A 23646-nucleotide genomic window follows, 5' to 3' on the forward strand; every position below is an offset into this window, starting at 1 on the left:
GGTGTCTTTGTCCAGTTCCATCCTCCGCAGGCTGCCGGCCGCCGGCCTCCCAGGCGTCGGCATCATTGTCGCGGCGCTCGGCCTTGCCGGCTGCAGCCAGGAAAAGGCAGCGGTCGTCCAGGAAGTCGTTCGGCCGGTGAAGGTCGTCGAGATCGGCGAGGCGCAGACCACCCGCCAGCTCGATTATTCCGGCTCGGTGCGCGCCCGCACCGAGATGAATCTCGGCTTCCGCATCGCCGGCAAGGTTACCGAGCGTCTTGTCGACATCGGCCAGCACGTGAACGAGGGCGACGTGCTCGCACGCGTCGACCCGTCCGACTACGAGCTGTCGGTGAAGAGCGCCGAGGCGAGCCTCGACGCCGCCGAGCGCCAGGTCGAGACCGTCGATCTCACCAGGAAGCGCGCCGAGCAGCTTTATGCCAAGAACTTCGCGCCGAAGTCGCAGCTCGATCAGGCGGCGCTGAGCTATGATCAGGCGGTGGCGACGCGCGATGCCGCCCGTTCGACGCTGGCCCAGGCGCAGAACCAGGTCCACTACACCGATCTCAAGGCCAGCAAGGCCGGCATCGTCACCGCCATCTCGGCCGATATCGGCCAGGTGGTCGGCGCCGGTACGCCGGTGATGACGGTTGCCGTCGACGGCGAGAAGGAAGTGCTGATCGCGGTGCCCGAAATGGACATCGCCGGCTTCCGCCCGGGCAAGGACGTCAAGGCGAGCTTCTGGTCCGACGACGCGCTCACCCTGGACGGCAAGGTCCGCGAGGTCGCCGGCAGCGCCGATCCGCAGTCGCGCACTTTCGCGGTCCGGGTCTCGCTCCCCAACGATCCGCGCGTGTTGCTCGGTATGACCGCCAATGTCGAGGCGACAGTCGGCAGCAAGGCGCAACTGGTGTCGATCCCGCTGACCGCTATGACCGAGAAGGACGGCAAGCACATCGTCTGGACGGTCGACCGCTCCTCCGACACGGTGCATCCGCGCCCGATCAAGGTGGCGAACTTCACCGCCGACGGTGTCGCCGTTGCCGATGGCCTGAAGCAGGGCGACGTGGTGGTTGCCGCCGGCACGCAATTCATGACCGAGAACCTGAAGGTCAAGCTTTCCGGCGACATCGCCCAGCAATCCGCTTCGGCGGAGGACAACGTCGCTACCACTAGCAGCCTGCGCTGATGCTTGTCGCCCAAAAGTGCGAAGCGGTTTTGGGGGAACGACATGCATCAAACTAAGACTTGAAGCCAGGCGAAAGAACGCCTTTCCCGTCCTCGCTGCGCGAGCCGCGAGCCGGGGAGGGCATGGGTTCCGGGCGGCGAACGCGCCTGATCGACGAGACGCCGGCTGTTGGTATCCCCCGCACCACGGCCGCGTCCAGCGCGATTGCGAGTCTCTCTCCGCTTGAGGTGCTCGCCGCCCGGAAGCCACCGAGCAATTCATGAGTAATGGCAAGCGTGCCTTGCCGGCCAATTGGACTGGACTTGCGCCATGACCACGGACAGCAGCACTGAAAAGCGGCCTTTCAATCTCTCGCGCTGGGCGATCGGGCATCCGAGCATCGCGCGCTTCCTGTTCGGCCTGATCATCCTGGCCGGCGCGCTCGGCCTGATGCGCATGGGCCAGAAGGAAGACCCCGACTTCACTTTCCGCGTCATGGTGGTGCAGGCTGTCTGGCCGGGCGCCTCGATCCAGGACATGGAAGACCAGGTGGTCAACAAGATCGAGCGCAAGCTGCAGGAAACGCCGCATCTCGATTTCGTCCGCTCCTACACCCGCGCCGGCAGCGCCATCATCACCTTGCAGGTCAAGGGCGACACCAATGCCGAGCAGGTGAAAGACGCCTTCTACCAGGTGCGCAAGAAGGTCGGCGATATCGCCAATGAACTGCCACAGGGCCTGCTCGGCCCCTATTTCAACGACGAGTTCGGCGACACCTTCATCACGCTGCATTCGATCAGCGGCGACGGCTTCACCTATCCGGAGCTGAAGAAATTCGCCATCCAGGCGCGCGACATGTTGTTGACGACGCCCGGCGTCGAGAAGGCCGTCATCATCGGCGACCAGCCCGAGAAGATCTATATCGACGTCTCCTCCAAGGCGCTCGCCGAGCGCGGCCTGACCATCCTCGACCTGCAGAACGCCGTCAAAGGGCAGAACGCCGTCGATCCGGCGGGCTCGGTCGACACCGGCCTGCGCTCTGTGCGCATCTCTGTCGAGGGCGACGTCACCAGGGCCGCCGACATCCGCGAGCTGAGGCTGCGCGCCGGCAACCAGGTGACGCGCCTCGGCGACATCGCCACCGTCACCTCGGGTCTCGAGGATCCGTATCAGCGCAAGTACCGCTTCAACGGCCACGAGAGCGTCCAGGTCGGCGTCGTCATGGCCAAGGGCTTCAACGTCAGGGACGTCGGCAAGGATGTCGAGGCGACCTACAAGCGCTTCGAGGAAGGGCTGCCTTACGGCGTTGCGGTCGACCAGATCTCCGATCAGCCCGAGGTGGTCAAGGACGCGGTGAACGAGTTCATGGAGGCGCTCGGCGAAGCGCTGCTGATCGTGCTGGTCGTCTCGTTCCTGTCGATCGGCTGGCGCTCGGGCCTGGTGATCGCGATCGCCATTCCGCTGGTTTTGGCCGCCACCTTCGCCATCATGTACGAAATCGGCATCGACCTGCAGCGCATCTCGCTCGGCGCGCTGATCATCGCTCTCGGCCTTTTGGTCGATGACGCCATGATCGTCGTCGAGATGATGGAGCGAAAGCTGGAGGAGGGGCTGGTCAAGATCGAGGCGGCAAGCTTTGCCTATTCCTCGACCGCCTTCCCGATGCTCACCGGCACGCTGATCACCACCGCCGGCTTCATCCCGGTCGGCTTTGCGGCCTCCACCGCCGGCGAATATGTGCGCACGCTGTTCTATGTCGTCGGCATCGCGCTGGTCGTGTCGTGGTTCGTGGCGGTCTATTTCACGCCGTGGCTGGGCTACATGATCCTGAAGCAGCGCAAGCACGCCGGCACCCATCACGACGTCTTCGATACGCGCTTCTACCGGCGGCTGCGCTCGACGGTCACCTGGGCCGTGCGCCACCGCATCATCGTGCTGGTGATGACGCTGGTCACCTTCGGCACCAGCCTGTGGGCCTTCCAGTTCATTCCGCAGAACTTCTTCCCGCAGTCGTCGCGTCCGGAAATCCTCGTTGATCTCTGGCTGCCCGAGGGCACCAGCATCAAGGAGGTCGAGAGCCAGGCCAAGGCGCTGGAAGCCAGGATGATGGACGACCAGGACAAGCGCTTCATCGCCACTTACATTGGCGAAGGCGCGCCGCGCTTCTTCCTGCCGCTCGACCAGCAGCTCAGGAATCCGAACTTTGCCCAGCTCCTGGTCATGGCCAAGGACGAGCCGGCGCGCGAGCGGCTGATCGTCAAGCTGCGCTCGATCCTTGCCAAGGACTTCCCCTCGATCCGCGGCAAGGTCGATCGGCTGTTCCTCGGACCGCCGACCGGCTGGCCGGTGCAGATGCGCGTCATGGGTCCGGACCGCCAGGAAGTGCGCCGCATCGCCGACGAGGTGAAGGCGAGGTTCCAGGCGAACCCGCTGCTCGGCGCCGTGCATGACGACTGGCTGGAGCCGGTGCCGGCAATGAAGCTGGTGATCGACCAGGATCGCGCCCGTGCACTCGGCGTCACCTCGCAGCGCATCCGCCAGATGCTGCAGGCCACCATGTCCGGCGCGCCGCTCGACGATTTCCGCGATGGCGAGGAGACGGTGTCTATCGTCGCCCGCGAGCCGGAGGCGAGCCGCCGCCTGCTGTCCTCGGTCGACTCTGTCTATATCCCGACGGACTTCGGCGGCTCGGTGCCGCTGTCGCAAGTGGCCAAGGTCGTGCCCGTCATGGAGCAGGGCGTCGAATGGCGGCGCGACCGCCTGCCGACCATCAGTGTGCGCGCCACGCTGCCGGACGGCGTGCAGTCGAACGACGTCGTCACCAGGATGTACAACGACATGAAGGGACTGCGCGACGGTCTCGCGCCCGGCTACAAGATCGAGATCCAGGGCGGCGCGGAGGATTCGGCCGAAAGCCAGGCCTCGATCGCGGCCAAAGCGCCGATCATGCTCGCCATCATCGTCATATTGCTGATGGTCCAGCTGCAGCATTTCGGCAAGTCGATGCTGGTGCTGGCCACCGGTCCGCTTGGCATCATCGGCGCCGCGGCAGCACTTCTGATCAGCGGCGCGCCGTTCGGCTTCGTCGCCATCCTCGGCGTCATCGCGCTGCTCGGTATCATCATGCGCAACTCGATCATCCTCGTCGACCAGATCGACCAGGACATCGCGGCGGGCATGGAGCGATCGGAGGCGATCGTCGGCGCGGCCGTCCGCCGCTTCCGCCCGATCATGCTGACGGCGCTGACCGCCGTGCTGGCGCTGATCCCGATCTCACGCGCCGTCTTCTGGGGACCGCTGGCCTACGCCATGATGGGCGGCATCCTCGTCGCCACCGTGCTCACCATCCTGGTGCTGCCGGCGGGCTACGCCCTGTTCTTCGGCCGCGAGCCGAAGAAAGCCAAGACCGACGAGCAGGCGCCGGAGCCGGAGCAGATCGAAGGCATCGAAAGGCCGCAGCTGGCGCTGGCTGCGGAATAAAAGGTGGCAACCTCGGATCATCCGCCATCGGCGAAAGCCGGTGGCGGATGATCTGCGTTGAGGGGCGTGCGAAAGTCGGCTGACCGGCCGTCAGCCGAGCTCTCCAGAATACGCGATCGCGACGCCGAATTCAGCGGCCGCATCGCGCATCGTGTGCCAGAGGCTCTCGGCGAAGGTCGCGAACACCAGGAGGTTGAACACGACCTGGCCGTCTTTCCGGTCCTTGCCGCGCCACAGCGTCACGCTTGTGGTCCATCGACGGCCGTCGGCCCCCTCACGACATGATCAGGCCGCCGTCGACATTGATGGTCTGTCCGGTGATGTAGGCCGCGTCGTCGCTGGCAAGGAAGCTGACCAGCCCGGAGACATCCTCGCCACTGCCGGCGCGGCCCATGGGGATGTTTTTCACCCATTCCGCCATCAGTTCGCCCGGCTTGTAGTCGCCGAGCAGTTTGCCCCATGCGGTGTCGTTATAGGCCCACATGTCGGTGTCGATGATGCCGGGGCAGATGGCGTTGACGGTGATCTTTTCCCTGGCCACTTCCTTGGCCAGGCTCTGGGTGATGCCGACGACGCCGAACTTCGAGGCGGCGTAGTGCGGCGTGTAGATGAAACCCTGCCGCGCCTGGCCGGACGCGGTGTTGATCAGCCGGCCGCCCTCGCCATGTTTGCGCATGCGTCCGATCGCTTCCTGGCAGCACAGGAACACGCCCTTGGTGTTCACCGCCATCACCTTGTCCCACTCGGCTTCCGTCATCGCCTCGATCTTGGCGATGGTGATGACGCCGGCGTTCTGAACCGAGATGTCGACGCGGCCGAACTGCTTTTCGGCGAGATCGTAGAGGGCTGCGACCTCATCCTTCTTCGTCACGTCCATGCGCATCGAGGCGACCTTCGCGCCCGCAGCCTTCAGGCCGGCAGCGACCTCGTCGACGCGCGGGTCGATGGCGCTTATCACGACCGTAGCACCCTCTGCCGCGAAGCGTTTCGCCATGGCCGCACCTATGCCGCCACTGGCGCCCGTGACGACCGCTGTCTTTCCTTCAAAACGCTTCTGCACCTTTTCTTTCTCCTACCAGCAGACGAAGCCGCCATCGACGATGAGGTCGATGCCGGTGACGAAACTTGCGGCCCGGCTCGCCAGGAACACGGTAGGGCCGACCATCTCCTCCGGCGTCGCCATGCGGCCCATCGGCGTGTCGCGCTCGAAGATTTTCACCTGCTCGGCGACTTCCGGCCGCTTGTTCATCGGCGTCAGCGTGTAGCCGGGGCTCACCACATTGACGCGCAGGCCGCGATCGGCCCACTCCATGGCGAGGCTCTTCGACATGTGGATCACCGCCGCCTTGGATGAATTGTAGTGCGCCTGCGTCAGGCCGCGGTTGACGATCGAGCCGGACATCGAGGCGATGTTGACGATCGAGCCCTTGCGGCGGGGCAGCATCACCCGCGCCTCGGCCTGACAAGAGAGGAACACGCCGCTGACATTGACGTCGTAGAGCTTCTGCCACTTTTCCATCGGCAGCGTCTCGGCCGGTTCGGCTCCCGCGACGCCGGCGTTGTTGACCGCGATCGTCAGCGCGCCGAGTTCCTTTTCGATACGCTCGACCGCCGCCGCGAGGTCGCTCTCGGAAGTCACCGTGCCGGTCAGCACCAGCGCCTTGCGGCCGAGCGCCTTGATCTTGCCGGCCGTCTCCTCCAGCCCGCCTTTCGAACTGTGGCCGAAGCAGGCGACATCGGCGCCGGCTTCCGCGAGCCCGATGGCGATCGCCTGGCCGATGCCGCTGCCGGCGCCCGTCACCAGCGCCACGTCGCCATGAAGATCGAACAGTTTCATCTCTCTCCCCTCTCTCTGAAAGAAGGGGCGCCAGTCCTGCTGGCGCCCCGCGCGGTCCGGTGCTTGGGAGGGTATCACCTGCTGCGCTTTGTTCCCATGTGTCGTCCTCAGCTTGTCGCGAGTTCCATCACCGCGATGTTGCTCGCCTCATCGCGATCGAGGATGCCGCGCTGGCGGCCGCGGCTCAGCACCAGCACGCGATGCGAAAGCCCCAGCACCTCCTCGAGGTCCGAGCTCACCACCACCACCGCCATGCCCGAGCGGGCGAGGTCGGCGATGACGTCGTAGATCGCGGCGCGCGCGCCGACGTCGATGCCGCGCGTCGGCTCGTCGAGGATGAACACCTTGGGCGGCCGCGACACCCATTTGGCGATGATCACCTTCTGCTGGTTGCCGCCGGAAAGTTTTGAGACCGCCTGGTTCGGCCGGCCCTTCACGCCGAGCCTCGATATGCCGGCCTCGGCGAACCTCTGCACCGCTTTGGGAAACACCCAGCCCTTCGGGGCCACATGGTCGAAATTGCCGATCGCGAGGTTCTCGCCGATCGTCTGTTCCAGCACCACGCCCTGTTCCTTGCGATCTTCCGGCACCAGCACGACGCCGGCCCTGATCGCCGCGGCCGGGCCGCTGAGGTGGACTGGCTGGCCGGCGACGCGCACCGCACCAGACGAGATCGGATCGGCGCCGGCGATCGCCCGCACCAGCTCCGTGCGGCCGGCGCCGATCAGCCCGGCGATGCCGAGGATCTCGCCCGACTTCACCGAGAATGAAACGTTGTTGAAGCTGCGCTCCGGCGAGGACAGGTTCTCGACTTCGAGCACCGTCTCCGTGCCCGGCGCCGACAGCTTCGGGAACATGCGCTCGACGCTGCGGCCGACCATCTGCTCGACCACGGTGCGCACCGGGATGTCGGCGCGCTCGTGCCGGGCGACGATGCGGCCGTCGCGCATCACCACCACGCGATCGGCGATCTGCGCGATCTCGTCGAGGCGGTGGCTGATATAGACGAAGGACATGCCTTCGGCCTTGAGCTTGCGGATCTGCTTGAAGAGGAGCTCCGTCTCCTCGCCGCCGAGCGCCGCCGTCGGCTCGTCGAGGATCAAAAGCTCGGCGTTCAGCGTCAGCGCCTTGGCGATCTCGACTTGCTGCTGAGCCGCGACGCGCAGCGTGCGCACCTTGCGCTCCGGCGAGACGTCGAGGCCGAGGCGCTTCAACTGCGCCGAGGCCTTCGCGTTCATGGTCGCGCGGTCGATGCGGCCGCCGCGCATCGGCAGGCGCCCGACATAGACGTTCTCCGCCACCGACAGGTCCGGCAGCAGCTTCAATTCCTGATGGATCATGCCGACGCCGGCCTCGATGGCCGCGGCGGGGTTGGCGGGGGAGTAGGGCTTCCCCCGCCAGATGATGGTGCCGGCGTCGGGCCTGGTCGAACCGGCGATGATGTTCGAGACGGTCGACTTGCCGGCGCCGTTCTCGCCGAGCAGCGCCACGACTTCGCCCGGCCGCACCTCGAAGCTCGCATCGGCCAGGACCTGCACCGGTCCGTAGCTCTTGCAGAGGCCGTTGACGAAGAGCCCGTTATGCGGGCTTTCGCCGGTGTGGGGGTCAAGGGACATCGTGGCGCTCTTTTAGGTACTCAGCTAGCCCTCAGGGATGCTTCTCGATGAACTGCGCGACATTGTCCTTGGTGGTCAGCGTCGCGTCCTGCAGCTGGTCGGCGGGCAGCTTGTCGCCGGCCACGATCTTGATCGCCGAGTCGACGGCGAGCCGGCCCATGCCCTGCGTCTGCTGCGTCGCGGTCACGTCGAAGACGCCATCCTTCAACGCCTTCAGCGCCGCCACGTCGCCGTCGAAGCCGGCGATCCAGACCTTGTGGTCGGGATTGGCGACCTTGACCGCCTGCGCGGCGCCAAGCGCCAGGGCGTCGGCCTGGCCGAAGATGATCGAGACATTGGGATGGGCCTGCAGCAGGTCCTGCGCCAGCTTGAAGCCTTCGTCCTGGTGCCACTGGTCGCTCCACAGCTCGCCGACCACCTTGATGCCCGGATAGGCCTTCAGCGCCTCGCCGCAGCCCTTCGAGCGGTCGACTTCCGGCGTCGTGCCCTTCTGACCGTGGATGATGACCATCTCGCCCTTGCCGCCGGCCTGCTTGGCGATGTAGTCGCACACGCCCTTGGCGGAGTTGACGCTGTCGGTGGCGATGAAGGTGTCGCCGGGCGCGCCGTCGGCGTTACGGTCGACATTGACCACCGGGATGCCGGCGGCCTTGGCGGTCTTGGTCGGAACGGTGGCGGCGGTGGCGCCGGCCGGGATGTAGATCAGCGCGTCGATGTTTTGCGTGACGAGGTCCTGCACCTGGCTGACCTGCGTTGCCGAGTCGCCCTTGGCGTCGACGGTGATGACCTCGATGCCCTTCTCCTTGGCGTAGGCTTCGACCGACTGTTTGATCTGGTTGAAGAAGTCCGCCTGCAGATTGGCGACGGCGAGACCGAGCTTCTTGGCGTCCTTGGCCGAGGCGGCATCGGACAGGCCGAGCAGCGGGACAATGGCCGCGGCCGCAAGCAGCAGTGAACGTTTGGTCAGCATGTTTTTCCTCCGTTGGTGTTCAATTCCGTCCAGCCTGCGCATCGCGGCGCCCCCGGCCGGACAGTCCCAGTCTCGGATCGACCGATCCGTTCCGCCCGGACATCCGGGCGAATTCCTATTGCCTGCGGCGCCGCCAGGTGTCGGTGGCAACCGCCAGCGCGATCACCACGCCGATCACCACCTGTTGGATGAAGGGCGAGACGCCGAGCAGGTTGAGCCCGTTGCGCAGCACGCCGATAATGAGGACGCCGATGGCCGTGCCGCCGATCGAGCCGATGCCGCCCGAAAGGCTGGCGCCGCCGATCACCACTGCGGCGATCGTGTCGAGCTCGTAGCCGACGCCTGAGCTCGGCTGCACGGAATCGAGCCGTGCTGCGAGCACGATGCCGGCGAGTCCCGCCAGCAAACCGCAGATCGCATAGACCCAGTTGGTCAGCGATTTAACCGGAATGCCGGAGAGGCGGGCGACCTCGGCGCTGCCGCCGATCGCGTAGAGGCTGCGACCGGTGGCGCGATAGTTGAGGAAGATGGCGAAGACGATCGCCAGCACGATCATCAGGCCGACGGTGACCGACAGGAAGCCGAAATGGCGCACGATCGACAGGTTGGTGAACCAGTCGGGAAAGCCGACGATCTGCGAGCCGTCGGTGATCATGTTGGCGAGGCCGCGCGCCACCGACATCATAGCGAGCGTCGCGATAAAGGGCGGCAGCTTCGCCACCGTCACCAGCAGCCCGGAGACCAGGCCGCAGGCGCCGGCGACGATGAGCGCTGCGGCAATGCCTACCGGCACACCGAGGTTGAGATAGTCGGGGTAGGCGACATAGCCCATCACCATCGAGGCCAGCGCCAGCACCGAGCCGACGGAAAGGTCGATGCCGCCAATCAGGATGACCAGCGTCATCCCGATCGCCATGATGCCGAGCACGGTCACCTGGTCGAGCACGTTGAGGATGTTGCGGACCGTCAGGAAGGTATCGGTGGTCAGCGCCAGCGCCAGGCACAAAAGCGCCAGGCCGATCAGCGGTCCCATCGTTCCGGCAAACAGGGCCGAAAGCTTTGCACCGGAAGCGCCCTGCGCGGCACCGGTGCCGGCCTTCAACTCGCTCGTCTCGTTGCTCACGGCCACTTCGTCTCCTCCGTCAGCGGGCCGGCGTGCCTCGCCGTCCGCTCTTGTTCACCAGGCATCCTCCCTTGTGAACAATTTATCTTTGATATGCAATTTTGTTCAGCTAAAACGTTCATCAGAAAATTGTCAAGTGCCGCCGACGCTTTCGGCGGCGGTTTGCGCGAGCCGACGGTTTGCCATAGGGAAGTCCAGCGCATGCGGGAGGCATAAGGATGGCGGCGATCGAGAACGAGAAGGCTTCGCGCTTCCCGGACGCCGAGCTCAAGGCCCGCGCCGCCTGGCACTATTATGTCGAAGGCCTGACGCAGGAGCGGATCTCGGAGATCCTCGGCGTCGGTCGCATCAAGGTGCACCGGATACTCTCCGCCGCGCGCGAGGAGGGCGTGGTCCAGTTTCGCATCCGCGACAGTGTCGTCGAATGCGTGCAATTGGAGGAAAGCCTGAAGCAGCGCTTCGGCCTCAGCCACGCCGTGGTCGTGCCGTCCGCCGCCGACAGGAGCAACGCGCCGCTGATGATAGGCCATGCCGCCGCGGCCTATCTCGCCGACAACGTCAATCCCGGCGACGTGATTGCGCTCGGCTGGGGCCGCACGCTGAAATTCGCTATCAACGAATTGCCCAGACGGCCGATCGCCAGGACCACGGTGGTCTCAATGCTTGGCGGCCTCACCCACGCGCAGCCGCTCAATCCGACCGAGAGCGCCTGGGAGCTTGCCGAAAAGATCGGCGCCGAATGCTACCTCTTGCCGGTGCCCGTCTATGCCGACCGGCCGGAGCAGCGCGATGCCTTCATGAGCCAGCGCAGCGTCCAGGACGTCGTCTTCCGCGCGCGGCGCGCCAACATCGCCGTGCTCAGCGTCGGCTCCTTCTCCAGCGACAGTCCGATCGCCAATTACGGCTTCATCAAGCCGAGCGAATTGGAGGAATTGCAGGCGGCCGGCGCGGTCGGCGACATCCTCTGCCATTTCATCGACGCCGAGGGCCACATCGTCGACCATGAGGTCAACCGCCGCGTCTGCGCCTATCCGCTCCAGGATCTGTCCGACATCCCGACCACTATTCTGGTGTCAGGCGGGCAAGAGAAGATCGCCGTCATGCGCGCAGCACTCGCCAACACGAAGGTCTCGGTGCTGATCACCGACGAGGACGCGGCCAAGGGGCTGCTCAATCGCTAAGGTCTGGACCTAATTACACCTGCCCAATATCACTGAGCCGCGCATGGATATCGCGCGTCGCGTGATAGAGGTCGCGGTAGATCGCCTTGCGGGCGCGGTAGGTCGGGATCAGGGCCTCGACAGGATCGACCTGCCTTGCCGGCGCCGCGGCCATCGCCTTTGCGGCGTCCTCCGGCGAGGCGAACCAGCCGATTGCCGTGGCCGCGAGCATGGCCGCGCCGAGTGCCGCCGCCTCGTTGACCGGCGAGACGAGGAGCGGCCGCTCGAGCACGCTCGCCATAATCTGCATCAGGAGCGTCGAATTGGTGCCGCCACCGGCCGCGATCATCGCGCCGGCCTTGCCGGTCTGCTCCTCCATCGCATCGGTGGCGATCGCCTGCTCGAAGGCAATGCCTTCCAGAGTCGCGCGGAAAAGATGCTCCGGTCGATGATCGAGCGACAAGCCGACGATGGCGCCGCGCGCCGCGCCGTCCCAATAGGGGCTCATGACGCCGGCCCAATAAGGCATGACGAGCAGGCCGTCGCTGCCAGGGGCGACCGTCATTGCCGCCTTTTCCAGCACGGCGGCCGAAGGCGATCCGGTGGTGCGCACGATCCAGTCGACCAACTGCATGCCGGAGCGAAGCACGGTTTCCAGCATGAAGCCGGTGCCGGTCGGGGAGACCAGCGTGCGAAACGCATCCGATGTCGTGACCGTGGCGGAATAGTTTCCGCTGACGACGCCCGAGCCCAGCGACAGATAGCTTTTGCCGGGACCGTAGACGCCCATGCCGAGACCCATCGCCTGGCCGTCGCCGGCGCCGGCCACGACCGGCGTGCCGGCCTTCAGGCCGGTCGCCGCAGTGATATCTTCGGAAAGCTTGCCGCAGATCGCGCCGGGCGCAGCCAGTTCCGGCAGTTGCTCTGGCCGCAGGCCTGCCGCCTCGACCAGCCGCGGATGCCAAGTGCAATGCGCGATGTCGAGCAACCCGAGCGGATCGGCGCTCGCCGTGCTGGTGACGAGACGCCCGGTCAGCCGGTGGATGAAGAAAGCATGCACGTCGACGAGCGCTGCCGCATCAGTGAGTGCCCACGGCCTGTGCTCCATGAGCCAGGCCAGCGCATAGAGCGCCGGCGTCGGGTCCGGCGGCTTGCCGCTCCAGTCGCGGATCGCTTCGCGGCCGAGCTCTTCTGAAAGCCGCGCCACCTGGCGGCGGGCGCGTTCGTCGAGCCACAGGATGGCGGGGATGAGCGGCTTGCCGGCGCCGTCGATAAGCGTGAAGCTCTCGCGCTGGTGGGCTATCGAAATCGCCTTCACGCGCGACGCGCCGATCTTGTCAGCGACCTGTTTCAGCGCCGATAGCAGCGCCGTCCACCAATGCTCGGCGTCCTGCTCGAAATGACCTGGCGCCGGATTGGAAAGCGGATAGGTCTCGCGTGCCTGGAAAAGCTCCGTGCCGTCGCGCGCGAAAGCGATCGCCTTCACGGCCGTCGTCGAGGCGTCGATCCCGATTACGACATCGTCCATCAGGCGGGGATCCGGAAGGTCAGGCCGCGTTGGTTACGAACCGCCCGTCCGACTGGTCGAGACGACGGCGGATCTGGGTTATCACCATCGAATCGTCGGGTACACAGTTTTCATAGGTGAGGAAGTCGCCGGCCTTGACCGGCTTCACCACCTTGGCGCGCTCGGCAAGGCCGAGCGGCAGGGCGCCCTTGGCGCGCGCGTCCTCCCAGGTCATGGCGAAGCCGCGATAGTCGTTCTCGCCGATCATGCCGAGCGACTGTCCGGTGCCGAGATTGGTTTTGGCGACCGCCACAGCCTCGGCAACCGGATGGTCGAGCGGCTCCATGTCGGCGCGCTTGTAGACCACGGCGCGCGCCGCCGACAGCGGCACTTCCAGGCTGGTCAGGTGATAGGGGCGGAAGATCGTGAAATAGGGACCCTTGCCGACCTTGAGGTCGATCATGCGCTCCAAGACGCGCGGGTGCTTGGTCTCGATGATGCAGAACACGCCAGGTGCCACACCCTTGCCGATCGAATAATCGACCACGCCCTTGCGATGCAGCACGCCTCCGTCCTCGCGCGGGCAGAGCACGCTGGCCAGCTCCTCCAGCGTCGCCGTCGGGCCGTGCATGCCCGGCACGTCGGGCACCAGGCCGGTGGCGTTGGCGATCGCCACCATCTCGATCGCCGTCTTCGAGCCGTCGACGAACTCGACCAGCATGCGCGCATTCATGTTGCGCTCGGCCGCCTCCTTCTCGTAGTCGGCGGGCACTGCGTCGAACTTCAGCGGATTGTTCTTGCCCTTGCCGGCGGCAACGATGTTGAAGCCAAGACTCTTGGCGAAGCCGATGATCTCCAGCGTGCAGGCTGGTTCGTCGCCGGCCGCGCCGGTGTAGACCACGCCGGCCTTGCGCGCTTCCTCTTTCAAGAAACGCCCGATGGTGATGTCGGCCTCGACGTTGAGCATGACGATATGCTTGCCGTTCTTCATCACTTCGAGCGCGAACAGCGTGCCGATGTTGGGATTGCCTGTCGCGTCGATGATGACGTCGATGCGGCCGGCGGCGGCAAGCGCGTGCAGGTCCTCGGTGACGGCAATCTTGCCGGCCTCGATGGCGCGGTCGATGGCCGAGGCATTGGGTGCCTGCACGATGTCGGAACGGTCGTGGCCGGCGAGAAGCGCGGCGTCGATCGCCGCCTGCGGCCTGACTTCGGAAATGGCGCCGATGCGCATGCCCGGCATGAGTGCTACCTGGACGACGATATCCGTTCCCATCTGCCCGGCGCCGGCGAGCCCGATGGTGATCGGTCCCTGTTTTTCAGCGCGCTGCAGGAGTTCCGCTGCGAATTGCGGATGGGACATGTCGCTTCCTCCGGTTCCGGGCGCCGCCGCGCCGCGATCATCGTTTGAACATTCCTATTTCTATTTGAAAAATATTTCAACCGGCATTTCGGCAGACGCTGCATGAACTTTTTGATGCTGGCGGGACAGCGCGCTGTCCTGCCCGTCCTCCGCAGCAGCCGCGCTGCAGGACCGGACATCTCCCTCACAAGGAGGGAGATTAGCCGTCGCGCCATCTTCGCTATTTTTTCAATGTTGCAGGAGTGAGCGGAGCGCCCGAACTGCCAATCTCCCCCCAAAGTGGGGGAGATGTCCGGCAGGACAGAGGGGGGCGCGAGGGATCGCGGCGCTGCTATTCCGCACCGCTGAGCAGCGCTGCGCTCTTGTTCCGCTCCGGGATCATAAGACAGAGAAGCGCCGCTCAAAAATACCCGTCGGACGCGGCGGTCGCTTCCTTCGGGATCTCCACCCCGTCGACCAGAATCTTGTCGACCAGTTCGTGGTGGAAGCACACCAGCCCCTTGATGCGCTCAGCCTCGTGCACCGGCTCCGGATAATACCAGACAAGGTTCTCGTGCCGCTTCTTGGGGGTCGTCACATGGTAGTAGTTGGAGATACCCTTGTAGGGACAGCGCGAGATGTAGCGGCTGGGCGAGAACATATCGAGCCGGGTATCCGATATCGGCAGATAATGGCGCACCGGGTGGCCGGTCTCGAACAGGAACACGCCGCGCCGGGAGTCGGCGACCTGCTCGCCGTCGAGAATCACCTGGACGCGCCGCGAAGAAGGCAGGCAGTCGACGCGCCGGAACGGATCGCGGGCATGGACGAAGATCTCCTCGTCTTCCTCCCACCAATGCGTCATCTTCGGCCAGTAAAAAGAGATGTAGTCCGCGATCGGCGGGCAGCCCTTGACCGGATCGAGATAACGCCAGGCGCCATCCTCGACCAGCGTGATACCGGTATTCAGCGAGTAGTGCGTGGCGACACCCTTGAACGGATCTTCCGTGGTCGTCCTGCCCGGCAGCAGGAACTCCTCGCGCACGTCGCTCATCGGGAAGTAGTAGACCGGCAGATGGTCGCTCTCATAAAACACCAGCGCCTTGGTGGTGTCGGCAACGATCATCGGTCCGACCTGCACGCGCAGCCGTTTGGGTGAGGGCATGGTGAAGGCGACATAGCCCGGCTCGAACTCATATTGCACTATGTTGTCGAGCAGCGGGAAATGCGGCCCGCGGCCGCGCAGATGAGGCTTGCGAATGGTACTCGTCCTTTTCTCGTCGTTTGCCGCCAGGTTCTTGCGCGCAATCATGATCAACCTACCGATACGCGATCGAGCAACAGCCCGGCGGCGATCGGCGGCAGGCCGCTGACGTTCTTGCGCACCGGCACGAGCAGATCCGGGAAGTAGCTGAAGATCACCGGGGTCTCATCGAGCAGCAGTTTTTGGATGTCGGAAGCGGCCTTGCGTTGTGAGTCGAAGTCGAGCGCCTTGAGATAGCCGGTGACTAGCCCGTCATAGGTGGCGTTCTTGAAATGCGCGGCGTTCCACGGGCCGTCGCTGACCAGTGGGCTTTTCAGAAAGACGTTCGGCACGCTGCGGTGCGCGTAGTCGGTTATGCCGAGCGGGCTGTCCAGCCAGTCCGACTGGCCGAACACCGCCTTGCCGTAATATTTGTCCTGGTCCTCGATGTTGAGCGAGATGCGCGCGCCGATCTCCTTGGCGAAGTTCTGGAATAGCTGCGCGTAGCCCGGAATGTCGGAATAGCGCAGCGTGGTCAGCGTCATGTCGAAGCCGCTGGCGAGGCCGGCGGCTTCCATCAACTGCTTGGCCTTGGCGATGTCCTGCGTGCGCTGCGGCACCGATTTGTCGGTGGCGGGGAAGGCGGGCGCGAACGGGCTGTCATTGCCGGTCGCCGCCATGCCGCGGCAGAGACCGTCGACCAGCTTGGAGCGGTCGATCGAGAGCGCCAGCGCCTGGCGTACGCGCTTGTCGGTGAAAGGCGCCATGTCGCAGCGCATATGGAGCTGGCGATGCGCGGTGGACGCGACGCGCAGTACCGTGATGTCGGGATTGCCGAGCACCACCTGGCTGACGTCGAGCGGGATGGCGTCGAGCACGTCGACCTCGCCGGCCTGCAGCGCCAGTATGCGCGGCTGCACGTCGGCGTAGAACTTGAATTCGAGCCGGTCGGGCAGCGCCTTCTCGCCCCAGTAGTCGGGATTGCGCACGAAGCTCGCGCCGACCTTCGGCGTGTAGCTTTCGAGCCGGAACGGGCCGGTGCCCTCGAAGGTCTTCTCGTAGTCGCCCTTGTAGCTCGCCGGCAGGATGACGGCGTTGTAGTTGTCGATCGACACCGAATAGGGAAAGCTGCCGTTCGGCGCGTCGAGATGGAATTCGACGGTGTGGTCGTCGACCTTGCGCGTGCCGCCCTTCGACAGCAGGCCCTTGAACACCGACAGCGCGTTGGAGGCGCCGTTCGGATCGGCAAGCCGATCGAAGGTCGCCACCACGTCGTCGGCCCTGAAGTCCTCGCCATTGTGGAATTTCACGCCCCTGCGCAGCTTGAAGGTCCACACACTGCCGTCGGCGTTGGGCGACCAGCTTTCCGCCAGCACCGGCTTCAGCGTGAGATCCGGCTGCGTCACGCACAGGAATTCGGCCGTCTGGAAGACGAGCTGGTAGCTGCCGCTGTCATAGAAGGTCACCGGGTCGATGGCGCCGCCGGGCACGGCGACGCCAGCGCGCACCGTGCCACCCGGCTTGCCTTCGGCGCGCGCCTCTGGAGCGTCAAGGCCGATCGCCGAGGCGATGCCGCCAAGCAAGGGCAGCGACAGGCCGAGCACACTGCCATGGCGCAGGAATTCACGCCGGCCGATCCGGCCGGCAAGCAATTCGTCGATAGCGGAATTCTCGATTGCGCTGAGATTTCCGCGAGCGGCGTCGATCGTCCTGAAATGCTTCGGCATGGCTGCATTCCTTGGCTGGCGTGGGGCTTTGCCATCTAGTTCATTGTTGACCACGGCCGAAAAGCGATATTTTTTGATGAGGGCCATCGGAAACTTCGATCGCCGCCAAGCCGGAAGCGAAAACCATGGATACCGAGAATCTGCGCAGTTTCCTCGAGGTCGCGGAGCATGGCAGCTTCACCATTGCCGCCCATCGGCTGAACCTTGCCCAGTCCACCGTCAGCGCGCGCATCCGCGGGCTGGAAGAACAATTGGGGCGCAAGCTGTTCGTCCGCGACAGCGACGGCGTCACGCTGACGCCGGCCGGCCGGCAGTTCCTGCCGCATGCCTCCACCATCACCCGCACCTGGGAGCAATCGCGCCAGGACATCGCCGTTCCCGATGGCTACGAGATGCTTCTCAGGCTCACCGCGCCCGCCTATCTCTGGGACAGCATCACCTCGCCTTGGATCAGCTGGATGCGGGCGAAGCGACCGAATGTCGCGCTGCGGCTGGAAGGCAGCTTTCCGGATCTCGCGATCGACCAGATGGCCGAAGGCCTGCTCGACATCTGCATCCTCTATCTGCCCAAGCCGCATCCCGGCATCGTCTATGAGACATTGGCCGTCGACCAGGTGGTTCTCGTCCAGCATACGGCGCAGGCCGGGCCGTGGACGCAGAATTACATCCTGATGGACTGGGGGCTGGAATTCCGCGTCGAGCACGACCGCGTCTTTGCCGGCAGGGTGAAGCCGGCTATCTCGGCCGGGCTGGTGTTCATCGGCCTGCAGCACGTGCTGTCGCAACGGGCGGCCGCCTATCTGCCGCTAAGCGCCGTCAGCGCCCATATCGAGCGGGGCGAGTTGAGGCGCGTCGAGGATACGCCGGTGTTCCAGCGCCCGATCTACCTTGCCTATCCGGAGAACCCGGCATCTTCGGATGCCCTCGACATCGCCCTGACCGGCCTGCGCACGCTCGCCAGGAACCTGTCCGGCGATCAGGCTTTCGCGGAGAGCGACCGCGCCTTCAGCATGGCAGGTGCGGCGGCATTCTGACGGCGATCACGCCGGCTCCACTGCCTTGGGTTTCTGCAGCCGTGCCAATTCCTCGAAAGGAATATGGCATCGGATGGTGTGGCCGGCCTCGGCCTCGGTCAGCTCCGGCTCCTGCGTCTCACAGATCGCGCCGATCTTGCGCGGGCAGCGCGTGTGGAAGACGCAGCCTGTCGGCGGGTTGGCCGCGCTCGGGATTTCTCCGTCGAGACGGATGCGCGACCTCTCCGTCCGGTCGAGTTTCGGCACTGCCGACAACAGCGCTTCGGTGTAGGGGTGGTGCGGCCCGGAAAACACCGCTTCCGACGGCCCGAATTCCATGATGCGGCCGAGATAGAGCACGGCGATCTTGTCGGAGAGATAACGCACCACGCCGAGGTCGTGCGAGATGAAGATGTAGCTGACGTCCTGCTTCGACTGCAGGTCGGCCAAAAGGTTGAGGATCGCCGCCTGAACCGAGACATCGAGCGCCGAGGTCGGCTCGTCGCAAACGACGATGCGCGGATCGCCTGCGAAGGCGCGCGCGATCGCCACGCGCTGCTTCAGGCCGCCCGAGAGCTGGCGCGGCTTGACCGCGAGATGGCGGTCGGTGAGCCGCACCGAGCGGACAAGCTCATCGAGGCGTGTGTCCAGCGTCTTGCCGGTGAGCCCGCCCAGCCGTTTCAATGCGCGGCTGAGGATGTGCCGGATCGAATGCGAGCGGTTGAGCGCCGAATCCGGATTCTGGAAGACGATCTGCACCGCCTTGACCTGGTCCTCCGAGCGGCTTGCAAGCCGCGGCGCCAACTCTCTGCCCTCGAGCTCGATGCTGCGGCGCCAACTCTCTGCCCTCGAGCTCGATGCTGCCGCCTTCGTCCGGCGGGACGAGGCCGAGCAGCAGCCTCGCGAAGGTGGTCTTGCCGCTGCCGGATTCGCCGACCAGGCCCAGCGTCTCGCCGGGCCGCAGGCTGACCGAGACATCCTTCACCGCCCTCAGCGGACGGCCGTGGCTGGCATAGGTCTTGTTCAGCCCCTCCACCTGCAGCATCGGCGGCGCCTGCTTCGGGGCGACGGTGGGGACCTCGGCGGGCGTCGCGCGCGGCAGCGACTGCGCCTGGTCATGATAGTGGCAGCGCGACAGCCGGCCGCCCCCAAGCTCGTAGAGCGGCGGCGGCTCGTTGCGGCAGCGCTCCGTCGCCAGCGCGCAGCGGTCGGCGAAGGCGCAGCCGACGATATTGGCGCCGATGCCGGGCAGGAAGCCGGGGATGGTGTCGAGGCGGCCCTGGTCCTTGCGCTGGCCGCCGCGCGGGAGGCAACGTAGCAGCGCCACCGTGTAGGGATGGCGCGGATCGTTGAAGACGTCCTTCGTCGAGCCTTCCTCGACCAGCATGCCGGCATAGAGCACGCCGACGCGGTCGCACATGTTGGAGACGACAGCGAGGTTGTGGCTGATGAACAGGATCGAGGCCGACAGTTCTCTTCTCAGCTGAGCGATCAGGTCGAGCACTTCGGCTTCGACCGTGGCATCGAGGCCCGTCGTCGGCTCGTCGAGGATCAGCATCGACGGGTCGTTGGCCAGCGCCATGGCAATCGCCACGCGCTGCTGCATGCCGCCGGAAAGCTGGTGCGGATAGCGCTGCATGACGCTGGCCGGATCCGAGATCCGCACAAGGTTCAGCATCGCGATCGCCTTGTCGCTCGCCGCCTGTCCCGAGATGCCGGCAAGCTCGAAAATCTCGGTCAGTTGGCGGCCGATGCGCAGCGACGGATTCAGCGCCTTGCCGGGGTCCTGATAGACCATCGACACGCTTTCCGCGCGGGCGCGCCTGAGCGCCTCGGCGTCGAGCTTCATCACGTCCTGCCCATCGAGCGCGATCGAGCCGCCGGTGATCGAGCCGTTGCGCGGCAGGTAGCGCACCACCGACAGCGCCGCGGTAGACTTGCCGCAGCCGGATTCGCCGACCAGCCCGTAGGCCTCGCCGCGGCCGATGGTGAGGCTGACATTGCGCAGCACCGCTCGGTTGCGGCCGCCAACGCGATAGGCGACCGAGAGGTCGTTGAGTTCGAGCGCATTCTTCTCAGTCATTGAACGCTCCATGGACGCCGTCGGCCACCAGGTTGACGCCGATCACCAGCGAGGCGATCGCCAGCGCATCGAACAGCACCGTCCACCAGAAACCGCCGCCGATCATGCCGTAATTGCTGGAGATGGAGAGCCCCCAGTCGGGCGAGGGCGGCTGGATGCCGAAGCCCATGAAGGAGAGCGTTGCGACGGCGAAGATCGCATAGCCGAGGCGCACCGTCGTCTCGACCAGGATCGGCGGTATGACGTTGGGCAGGATCTCGACGAACATCGTGTGCAGCGCGCCCTCGTGGCGCAGCTTTGCCGCCGCGACATAGTCGAGCTCGCGTTCGGCCAGCACCGCCGAGCGCACCGTGCGGGCGATGATCGGCGCGAAGCTCAAGCCGATGACGACGATGACGGTTGCCTTCGACGTGCCGAGCGCGACGATGGCGAGCAGCGCGATGATGACCACCGGGATCGCCATGAAAGCTTCCAGCACACGGCTGACGATGTCGTCTACGATGCCGCGGAAATAGCCGATCAGGAGCCCGAGCGCGGTGCCGGCGACGGTCGCGAGCAGGGTAGCGAGCGGCGCCACCGTCAGGATGTCGCGTGAGCCGACGATGACGCGCGAGAAGACGTCGCGGCCGATCTGGTCGGTGCCGAACAAGTGCTCGGCCGACGGCGGCGCCAGCGCGTTGATGATGTCGTCGGCAAGCGGGTCGTAGGGCACGAAGTGCTCGCCGAACAGCGCGCAAATGATCCAGAACAGGACGATGCCGAAGCCGGTCAGGAAGGTGCCTGACCGCAGCAGCGAATGCAGCACCTCGCCCCACGGGCTGCGCCGCGCGGTGTCCGGCACCGGGATAGTGGCGGGGCTGTCGGTTGCGCTCATTGCTCTGCCCCCAGCCGGATACGCGGATTGAGCACGGAATAGAGGAAATCGGCGACAAGCGTTGCCACCGCGTAGACGATGCCGATGGTGAGGATGCCGGCCTCCAGCATCGGGAAATCCTTGCCGCGCGCCGCGGTGAAGATCAGCGAGCCGATGCCCTGGTAGCGGAACAGCGTCTCGATCACGACCAGGCCGCCGATGAGGTAGCCGGTCTGCGTGGCGATGACGGTGATGGTCGGCAACAGCGCGTTGCGCAGCACGTGCCGCCAGATCACCGTGCGCCACGGCAAGCCCTTGAGCACGGCGGTGCGCGTATAGTCGGAATCCAGCGCCTCGATCATGCCGGATCGCGCCATGCGGGCGATGTAGCCGAACAGAACCAGAAACAGCGGCAGCGACGGCAGGATCAGATAGTAGATCTGGGTGAAGAAGCCGGCGCCTTTCGGCCAGGCTGCAGCGATCGGCAGCCAGCGCAGCCACACCCCGAAGATCAGGATCAGGATGATGCCGGTGACGAATTCCGGCAGCACCGTCACCGACAGGCCGCCTAGGCTGATGATGCGGTCGAGCGGCCGGTTGAGGTTGAGCGCGGCGATGACGCCGCCGAGGATGCCGATCGGCACCACGAGCACGAAGGCGATCGATGCCAGCTTCAGCGAATTGCCGAGCGCGTCGATGACGAAGGGCGCCACCGGCGCACGGAAGATGTAGGACGTGCCCATGTCGCCCCGGATGAAATTCCAAATCCAGGTTCCGTACTGGACGAGCAGCGGGCGGTCGACGCCGAGCGAGTGGTTGAGCGCGTCGACGGCGCGCTGGTCTGCAAACGGTCCCAATATGGCGCGGCCGACATTGCCGGGCAGCACCTGGCCGCCGAGGAACACCATGACGCTGAGCAGGAACAGCGTGACGAGCGACAGAGCCAGGCGCCGGACGAGGAAGGCGAGGATGGCGAATACTCCTATTGGAGCCGGCTCTCCGTGGAGAGCCGGCTGTCAGGGATAAGCTTTGTTCGCTCTCGTCAGCCCTTCGAGGCCTTCTCGAGGAACAGCTGCGACATGGCGGTGGGCTGAACGCCCGCCACGCCCTTCGCCGTCGCAGTCAGGTAGTCGTAGAAATAGCCGAAGATCACCGGCGTTTCCTCGAGCAGCAGCTTCTGGATCTTGCCGGCGGTGGCCTTCTGCGCCTCGAGGTCGAGGGCTGCGATATAGCTGGTCGCTAGTTGGTCGTAGTCCTTGTTCTTGAAGTGGGCGGCATTCCAGGTGCCGTCGCTCTTCAGCGGCGCCGCAAGGTAGACATTCGGCACGCCGCGGTGGCCGTAGTCGGTGATGCCCATCACCGAATCCAGCCAGTTCGATTTGCCGAACACCGCATCGCCGTAATAGGCGCCCTGGTCGAGGATGTTGAGCTCGAGCTCGATGCCGATCTCCTTGACCCAGTTCTGGATGAGCTGCGCGTATTCCGGGATTTCCAGATAGCGCTCGGTGGTGAGCGTCACCTTGAAGCCCTTGCCGGCGCCCGCTGCCTCCATCAGCTGCTTGGCCTGCGCAATGTCCTGTTCGCGCTGCGGCACGCTGGTGTCGGTCGACGGATAGACGCCCGCGAACGGACTGTCGTTGCCTTCCTGCGCGCGGCCCTTCATCAGGCCGGCGACGAGCTTCTTGCGGTCGATGCTGAGCGCGATGGCGCGACGCACGCGCGGGTCCTTCATCGGGCCGTCGTCGCAGCGCAGGTGCAGTTGCTGGTGCGCCACCGACTTCAGACTGATGATGTCGACGTTCGGATCGTTGAGCAGGCCGACGCCGGCCAGAACAGGCATCTGGTTGATGATGTCGATCTGGCCGCCCTGCAAGGCAAGGATCTGGGCCTGCATGTCGGAGAAGAAGGTGAACTCGGTGCGTTCCGGCAAAGCCTTCTCGCCCCAATAATCCTCGTTGCGCACGAAGGAGGCGCCGACCTTGGCCGTGTATTTTTCGAGCTTGAACGGACCGGTGCCGTCGAAGCTCTGTTCGTAGCCACCCTTGTAGCTCGCGGGGATGATGACGGCGTTGTAGTTGTCGGACGAAACCATGTAGGGGAAGTTGCCGTTCGGCGCGTCGAGATGGAACTCGACGGTATAGTCGTCGACCTTCTTGGTGGCGCCCTTTTGCAGGATGCCGTTGAACACCGACAGCGCGTTGGACGAGTTGGCGGGGTCGGCGAGACGGTCGATGCTGGCCACCACGTCGTCGGCCTTCATCTCGCCGCCCGAGTGGAATTTGACGCCCTTGCGCAGTGTGAAGGTCCACACCGTGCCGTCGGCGTTCGGCTTCCAGCTTTCGGCGAGCGCCGGCTTGAGCACCAGGTCCGGGCCGTCGATGCAGAGGAATTCAGCGACTTGCTGCAGCACCAGCAGACCGCCGGCGTCGGCGATGGTGACCGGGTCGATCGCGGCGGACGGCACGTTGCTGCCGACGCGGATGGTGGCGCCGGGCGCCCCTTGAGCGCGGGCAAGCGAGGGCGCGGCGCCGAAGCCCGCGGCCAT

General features: G+C 65.4%; 19 protein-coding genes. 4 read left to right on the plus strand and 15 right to left on the minus strand.

The annotated features are described in order from the left end of the window. The first annotated feature begins 1 nt into the window (after nt 1). Together AU465_RS26160 and AU465_RS26165 are read left to right on the plus strand one after the other, a co-directional pair. Nucleotides 2–1168, plus strand: coding sequence for an efflux RND transporter periplasmic adaptor subunit (locus tag AU465_RS26160; RefSeq protein ID WP_192254646.1), 1167 nt, complete (start codon nt 2–4; stop codon nt 1166–1168). 309 nt (nt 1169–1477) lie between these two features. Continuing rightward, on the plus strand, nt 1478–4627 hold the full coding sequence (locus AU465_RS26165) for an efflux RND transporter permease subunit (RefSeq protein ID WP_192254648.1): 3150 nt from the start codon (nt 1478–1480) through the stop codon (nt 4625–4627). Nucleotides 4628–4717: 90 nt separating this feature from the next. Here the strand turns inward: AU465_RS26165 and AU465_RS26170 are convergent, their stop codons facing one another. The 6 genes from AU465_RS26170 to AU465_RS26195 all read right to left on the minus strand — a co-directional run bounded on the left by AU465_RS26170 (nt 4718) and on the right by AU465_RS26195 (nt 10152). Continuing rightward, nucleotides 4718–4870 carry a hypothetical protein gene (locus AU465_RS26170; protein ID WP_485020587.1) on the minus strand — a complete coding sequence of 51 codons (153 nt, stop codon included), beginning with the start codon at nt 4868–4870 and terminating at the stop codon, nt 4718–4720. A gap of 31 nt (nt 4871–4901) precedes the next feature. Beyond that, entirely contained in the window at nt 4902–5687 is a 786-nt protein-coding gene (locus AU465_RS26175; protein ID WP_192254650.1) for a glucose 1-dehydrogenase, read from the minus strand. A gap of 12 nt (nt 5688–5699) precedes the next feature. Further along, nucleotides 5700–6464 carry an SDR family oxidoreductase gene (locus AU465_RS26180; RefSeq protein ID WP_192254652.1) on the minus strand — a complete coding sequence of 255 codons (765 nt, stop codon included), beginning with the start codon at nt 6462–6464 and terminating at the stop codon, nt 5700–5702. Between the two features lie 107 nt (nt 6465–6571). After that, on the minus strand, nt 6572–8080 hold the full coding sequence (locus AU465_RS26185; protein WP_192254654.1) for a sugar ABC transporter ATP-binding protein: 1509 nt from the start codon (nt 8078–8080) through the stop codon (nt 6572–6574). A 31-nt stretch (nt 8081–8111) separates the two neighbouring features. Beyond that, the gene (locus AU465_RS26190; protein ID WP_192254656.1) at nt 8112–9050 is read right to left on the minus strand and encodes a sugar ABC transporter substrate-binding protein; all 939 of its coding nucleotides are present in this window, start codon (nt 9048–9050) and stop codon (nt 8112–8114) included. 115 nt (nt 9051–9165) lie between these two features. Then, nucleotides 9166–10152, minus strand: a complete 987-nt coding sequence (locus AU465_RS26195) for an ABC transporter permease (RefSeq protein WP_210325257.1) — start codon at nt 10150–10152, stop codon at nt 9166–9168. Nucleotides 10153–10391: 239 nt separating this feature from the next. Between AU465_RS26195 and AU465_RS26200 the strand changes: the two genes are divergently transcribed. Continuing rightward, a complete protein-coding gene (locus AU465_RS26200; protein ID WP_192254660.1) occupies nt 10392–11354 on the plus strand; it encodes a sugar-binding transcriptional regulator in 963 nt (320 codons plus the stop codon). A 13-nt stretch (nt 11355–11367) separates the two neighbouring features. Here the strand turns inward: AU465_RS26200 and AU465_RS26205 are convergent, their stop codons facing one another. The 4 genes from AU465_RS26205 to AU465_RS26220 form a co-directional block, all read right to left on the minus strand. Further along, complete coding sequence (locus AU465_RS26205) at nt 11368–12861, minus strand: xylulokinase (protein ID WP_192254662.1); 1494 nt, start codon at nt 12859–12861, stop codon at nt 11368–11370. A gap of 19 nt (nt 12862–12880) precedes the next feature. Beyond that, complete coding sequence (locus tag AU465_RS26210) at nt 12881–14203, minus strand: NAD(P)H-dependent oxidoreductase (protein ID WP_192254664.1); 1323 nt, start codon at nt 14201–14203, stop codon at nt 12881–12883. Nucleotides 14204–14603: 400 nt separating this feature from the next. After that, the gene (locus AU465_RS26215) at nt 14604–15494 is read right to left on the minus strand and encodes a DUF427 domain-containing protein (RefSeq protein ID WP_192254666.1); all 891 of its coding nucleotides are present in this window, start codon (nt 15492–15494) and stop codon (nt 14604–14606) included. A 2-nt stretch (nt 15495–15496) separates the two neighbouring features. Continuing rightward, nucleotides 15497–17152 carry an ABC transporter substrate-binding protein gene (locus tag AU465_RS26220; RefSeq protein ID WP_192254668.1) on the minus strand — a complete coding sequence of 552 codons (1656 nt, stop codon included), beginning with the start codon at nt 17150–17152 and terminating at the stop codon, nt 15497–15499. Nucleotides 17153–17277: 125 nt separating this feature from the next. Here AU465_RS26220 and AU465_RS26225 point away from each other — a divergent pair, with 125 nt between their 5' ends. Beyond that, complete coding sequence (locus AU465_RS26225) at nt 17278–18186, plus strand: LysR family transcriptional regulator (RefSeq protein ID WP_192254670.1); 909 nt, start codon at nt 17278–17280, stop codon at nt 18184–18186. 6 nt (nt 18187–18192) lie between these two features. On the opposite strand, the gene AU465_RS37865 is transcribed toward AU465_RS26225, so the two are convergent. The 5 genes from AU465_RS37865 to AU465_RS26245 form a co-directional block, all read right to left on the minus strand. Next, nucleotides 18193–18873 (minus strand): ABC transporter ATP-binding protein, encoded by a 681-nt coding sequence (locus AU465_RS37865; protein WP_376774902.1) that lies wholly within the window; start codon nt 18871–18873, stop codon nt 18193–18195. Further along, on the minus strand, nt 18797–20248 hold the full coding sequence (locus AU465_RS26230) for an oligopeptide/dipeptide ABC transporter ATP-binding protein (protein WP_376774901.1): 1452 nt from the start codon (nt 20246–20248) through the stop codon (nt 18797–18799). Before AU465_RS26230 ends, AU465_RS37865 begins: the two co-directional genes overlap by 77 nt. After that, a complete protein-coding gene (locus AU465_RS26235) occupies nt 20241–21122 on the minus strand; it encodes an ABC transporter permease (RefSeq protein ID WP_192254672.1) in 882 nt (293 codons plus the stop codon). The genes AU465_RS26230 and AU465_RS26235 overlap by 8 nt, the downstream gene beginning before the upstream one ends. Next, nucleotides 21119–22072: an ABC transporter permease gene (locus tag AU465_RS26240; RefSeq protein ID WP_312891316.1), complete on the minus strand. Its 954-nt coding sequence runs from the start codon at nt 22070–22072 to the stop codon at nt 21119–21121. The genes AU465_RS26235 and AU465_RS26240 overlap by 4 nt, the downstream gene beginning before the upstream one ends. Nucleotides 22073–22143: 71 nt before the next feature. After that, nucleotides 22144–23646, minus strand: a 1503-nt coding sequence (locus AU465_RS26245; RefSeq protein WP_192254674.1) for an ABC transporter substrate-binding protein, incomplete at its 5' end; no start/stop codon positions are given.

The sequence above is a fragment of the Mesorhizobium silamurunense genome, from assembly GCF_014843905.1.
In the GTDB taxonomy this organism is placed as follows: Bacteria; Pseudomonadota; Alphaproteobacteria; order Rhizobiales; family Rhizobiaceae; genus Mesorhizobium; species Mesorhizobium silamurunense.

Excerpts from the sequence above, each read along its gene's own strand:
- AU465_RS26205 (WP_192254662.1), bottom strand. The coding sequence starts at position 12,861 with ATGGACGATGTCGTAATCGGGATCGACGCCTCGACGACGGCCGTGAAG.
- AU465_RS26200 (WP_192254660.1), top strand. The coding sequence starts at position 10,392 with ATGGCGGCGATCGAGAACGAGAAGGCTTCGCGCTTCCCGGACGCCGAG.
- AU465_RS26220 (WP_192254668.1), bottom strand. The coding sequence starts at position 17,152 with ATGCCGAAGCATTTCAGGACGATCGACGCCGCTCGCGGAAATCTCAGC.
- AU465_RS26230 (WP_376774901.1), bottom strand. The coding sequence starts at position 20,248 with ATGACTGAGAAGAATGCGCTCGAACTCAACGACCTCTCGGTCGCCTAT.
- AU465_RS26185 (WP_192254654.1), bottom strand. The coding sequence starts at position 8,080 with ATGTCCCTTGACCCCCACACCGGCGAAAGCCCGCATAACGGGCTCTTC.
- AU465_RS26165 (WP_192254648.1), top strand. The coding sequence starts at position 1,478 with ATGACCACGGACAGCAGCACTGAAAAGCGGCCTTTCAATCTCTCGCGC.
- AU465_RS26215 (WP_192254666.1), bottom strand. The coding sequence starts at position 15,494 with ATGATTGCGCGCAAGAACCTGGCGGCAAACGACGAGAAAAGGACGAGT.
- AU465_RS26235 (WP_192254672.1), bottom strand. The coding sequence starts at position 21,122 with ATGAGCGCAACCGACAGCCCCGCCACTATCCCGGTGCCGGACACCGCG.
- AU465_RS26225 (WP_192254670.1), top strand. The coding sequence starts at position 17,278 with ATGGATACCGAGAATCTGCGCAGTTTCCTCGAGGTCGCGGAGCATGGC.
- AU465_RS26190 (WP_192254656.1), bottom strand. The coding sequence starts at position 9,050 with ATGCTGACCAAACGTTCACTGCTGCTTGCGGCCGCGGCCATTGTCCCG.
- AU465_RS26210 (WP_192254664.1), bottom strand. The coding sequence starts at position 14,203 with ATGTCCCATCCGCAATTCGCAGCGGAACTCCTGCAGCGCGCTGAAAAA.
- AU465_RS26180 (WP_192254652.1), bottom strand. The coding sequence starts at position 6,464 with ATGAAACTGTTCGATCTTCATGGCGACGTGGCGCTGGTGACGGGCGCC.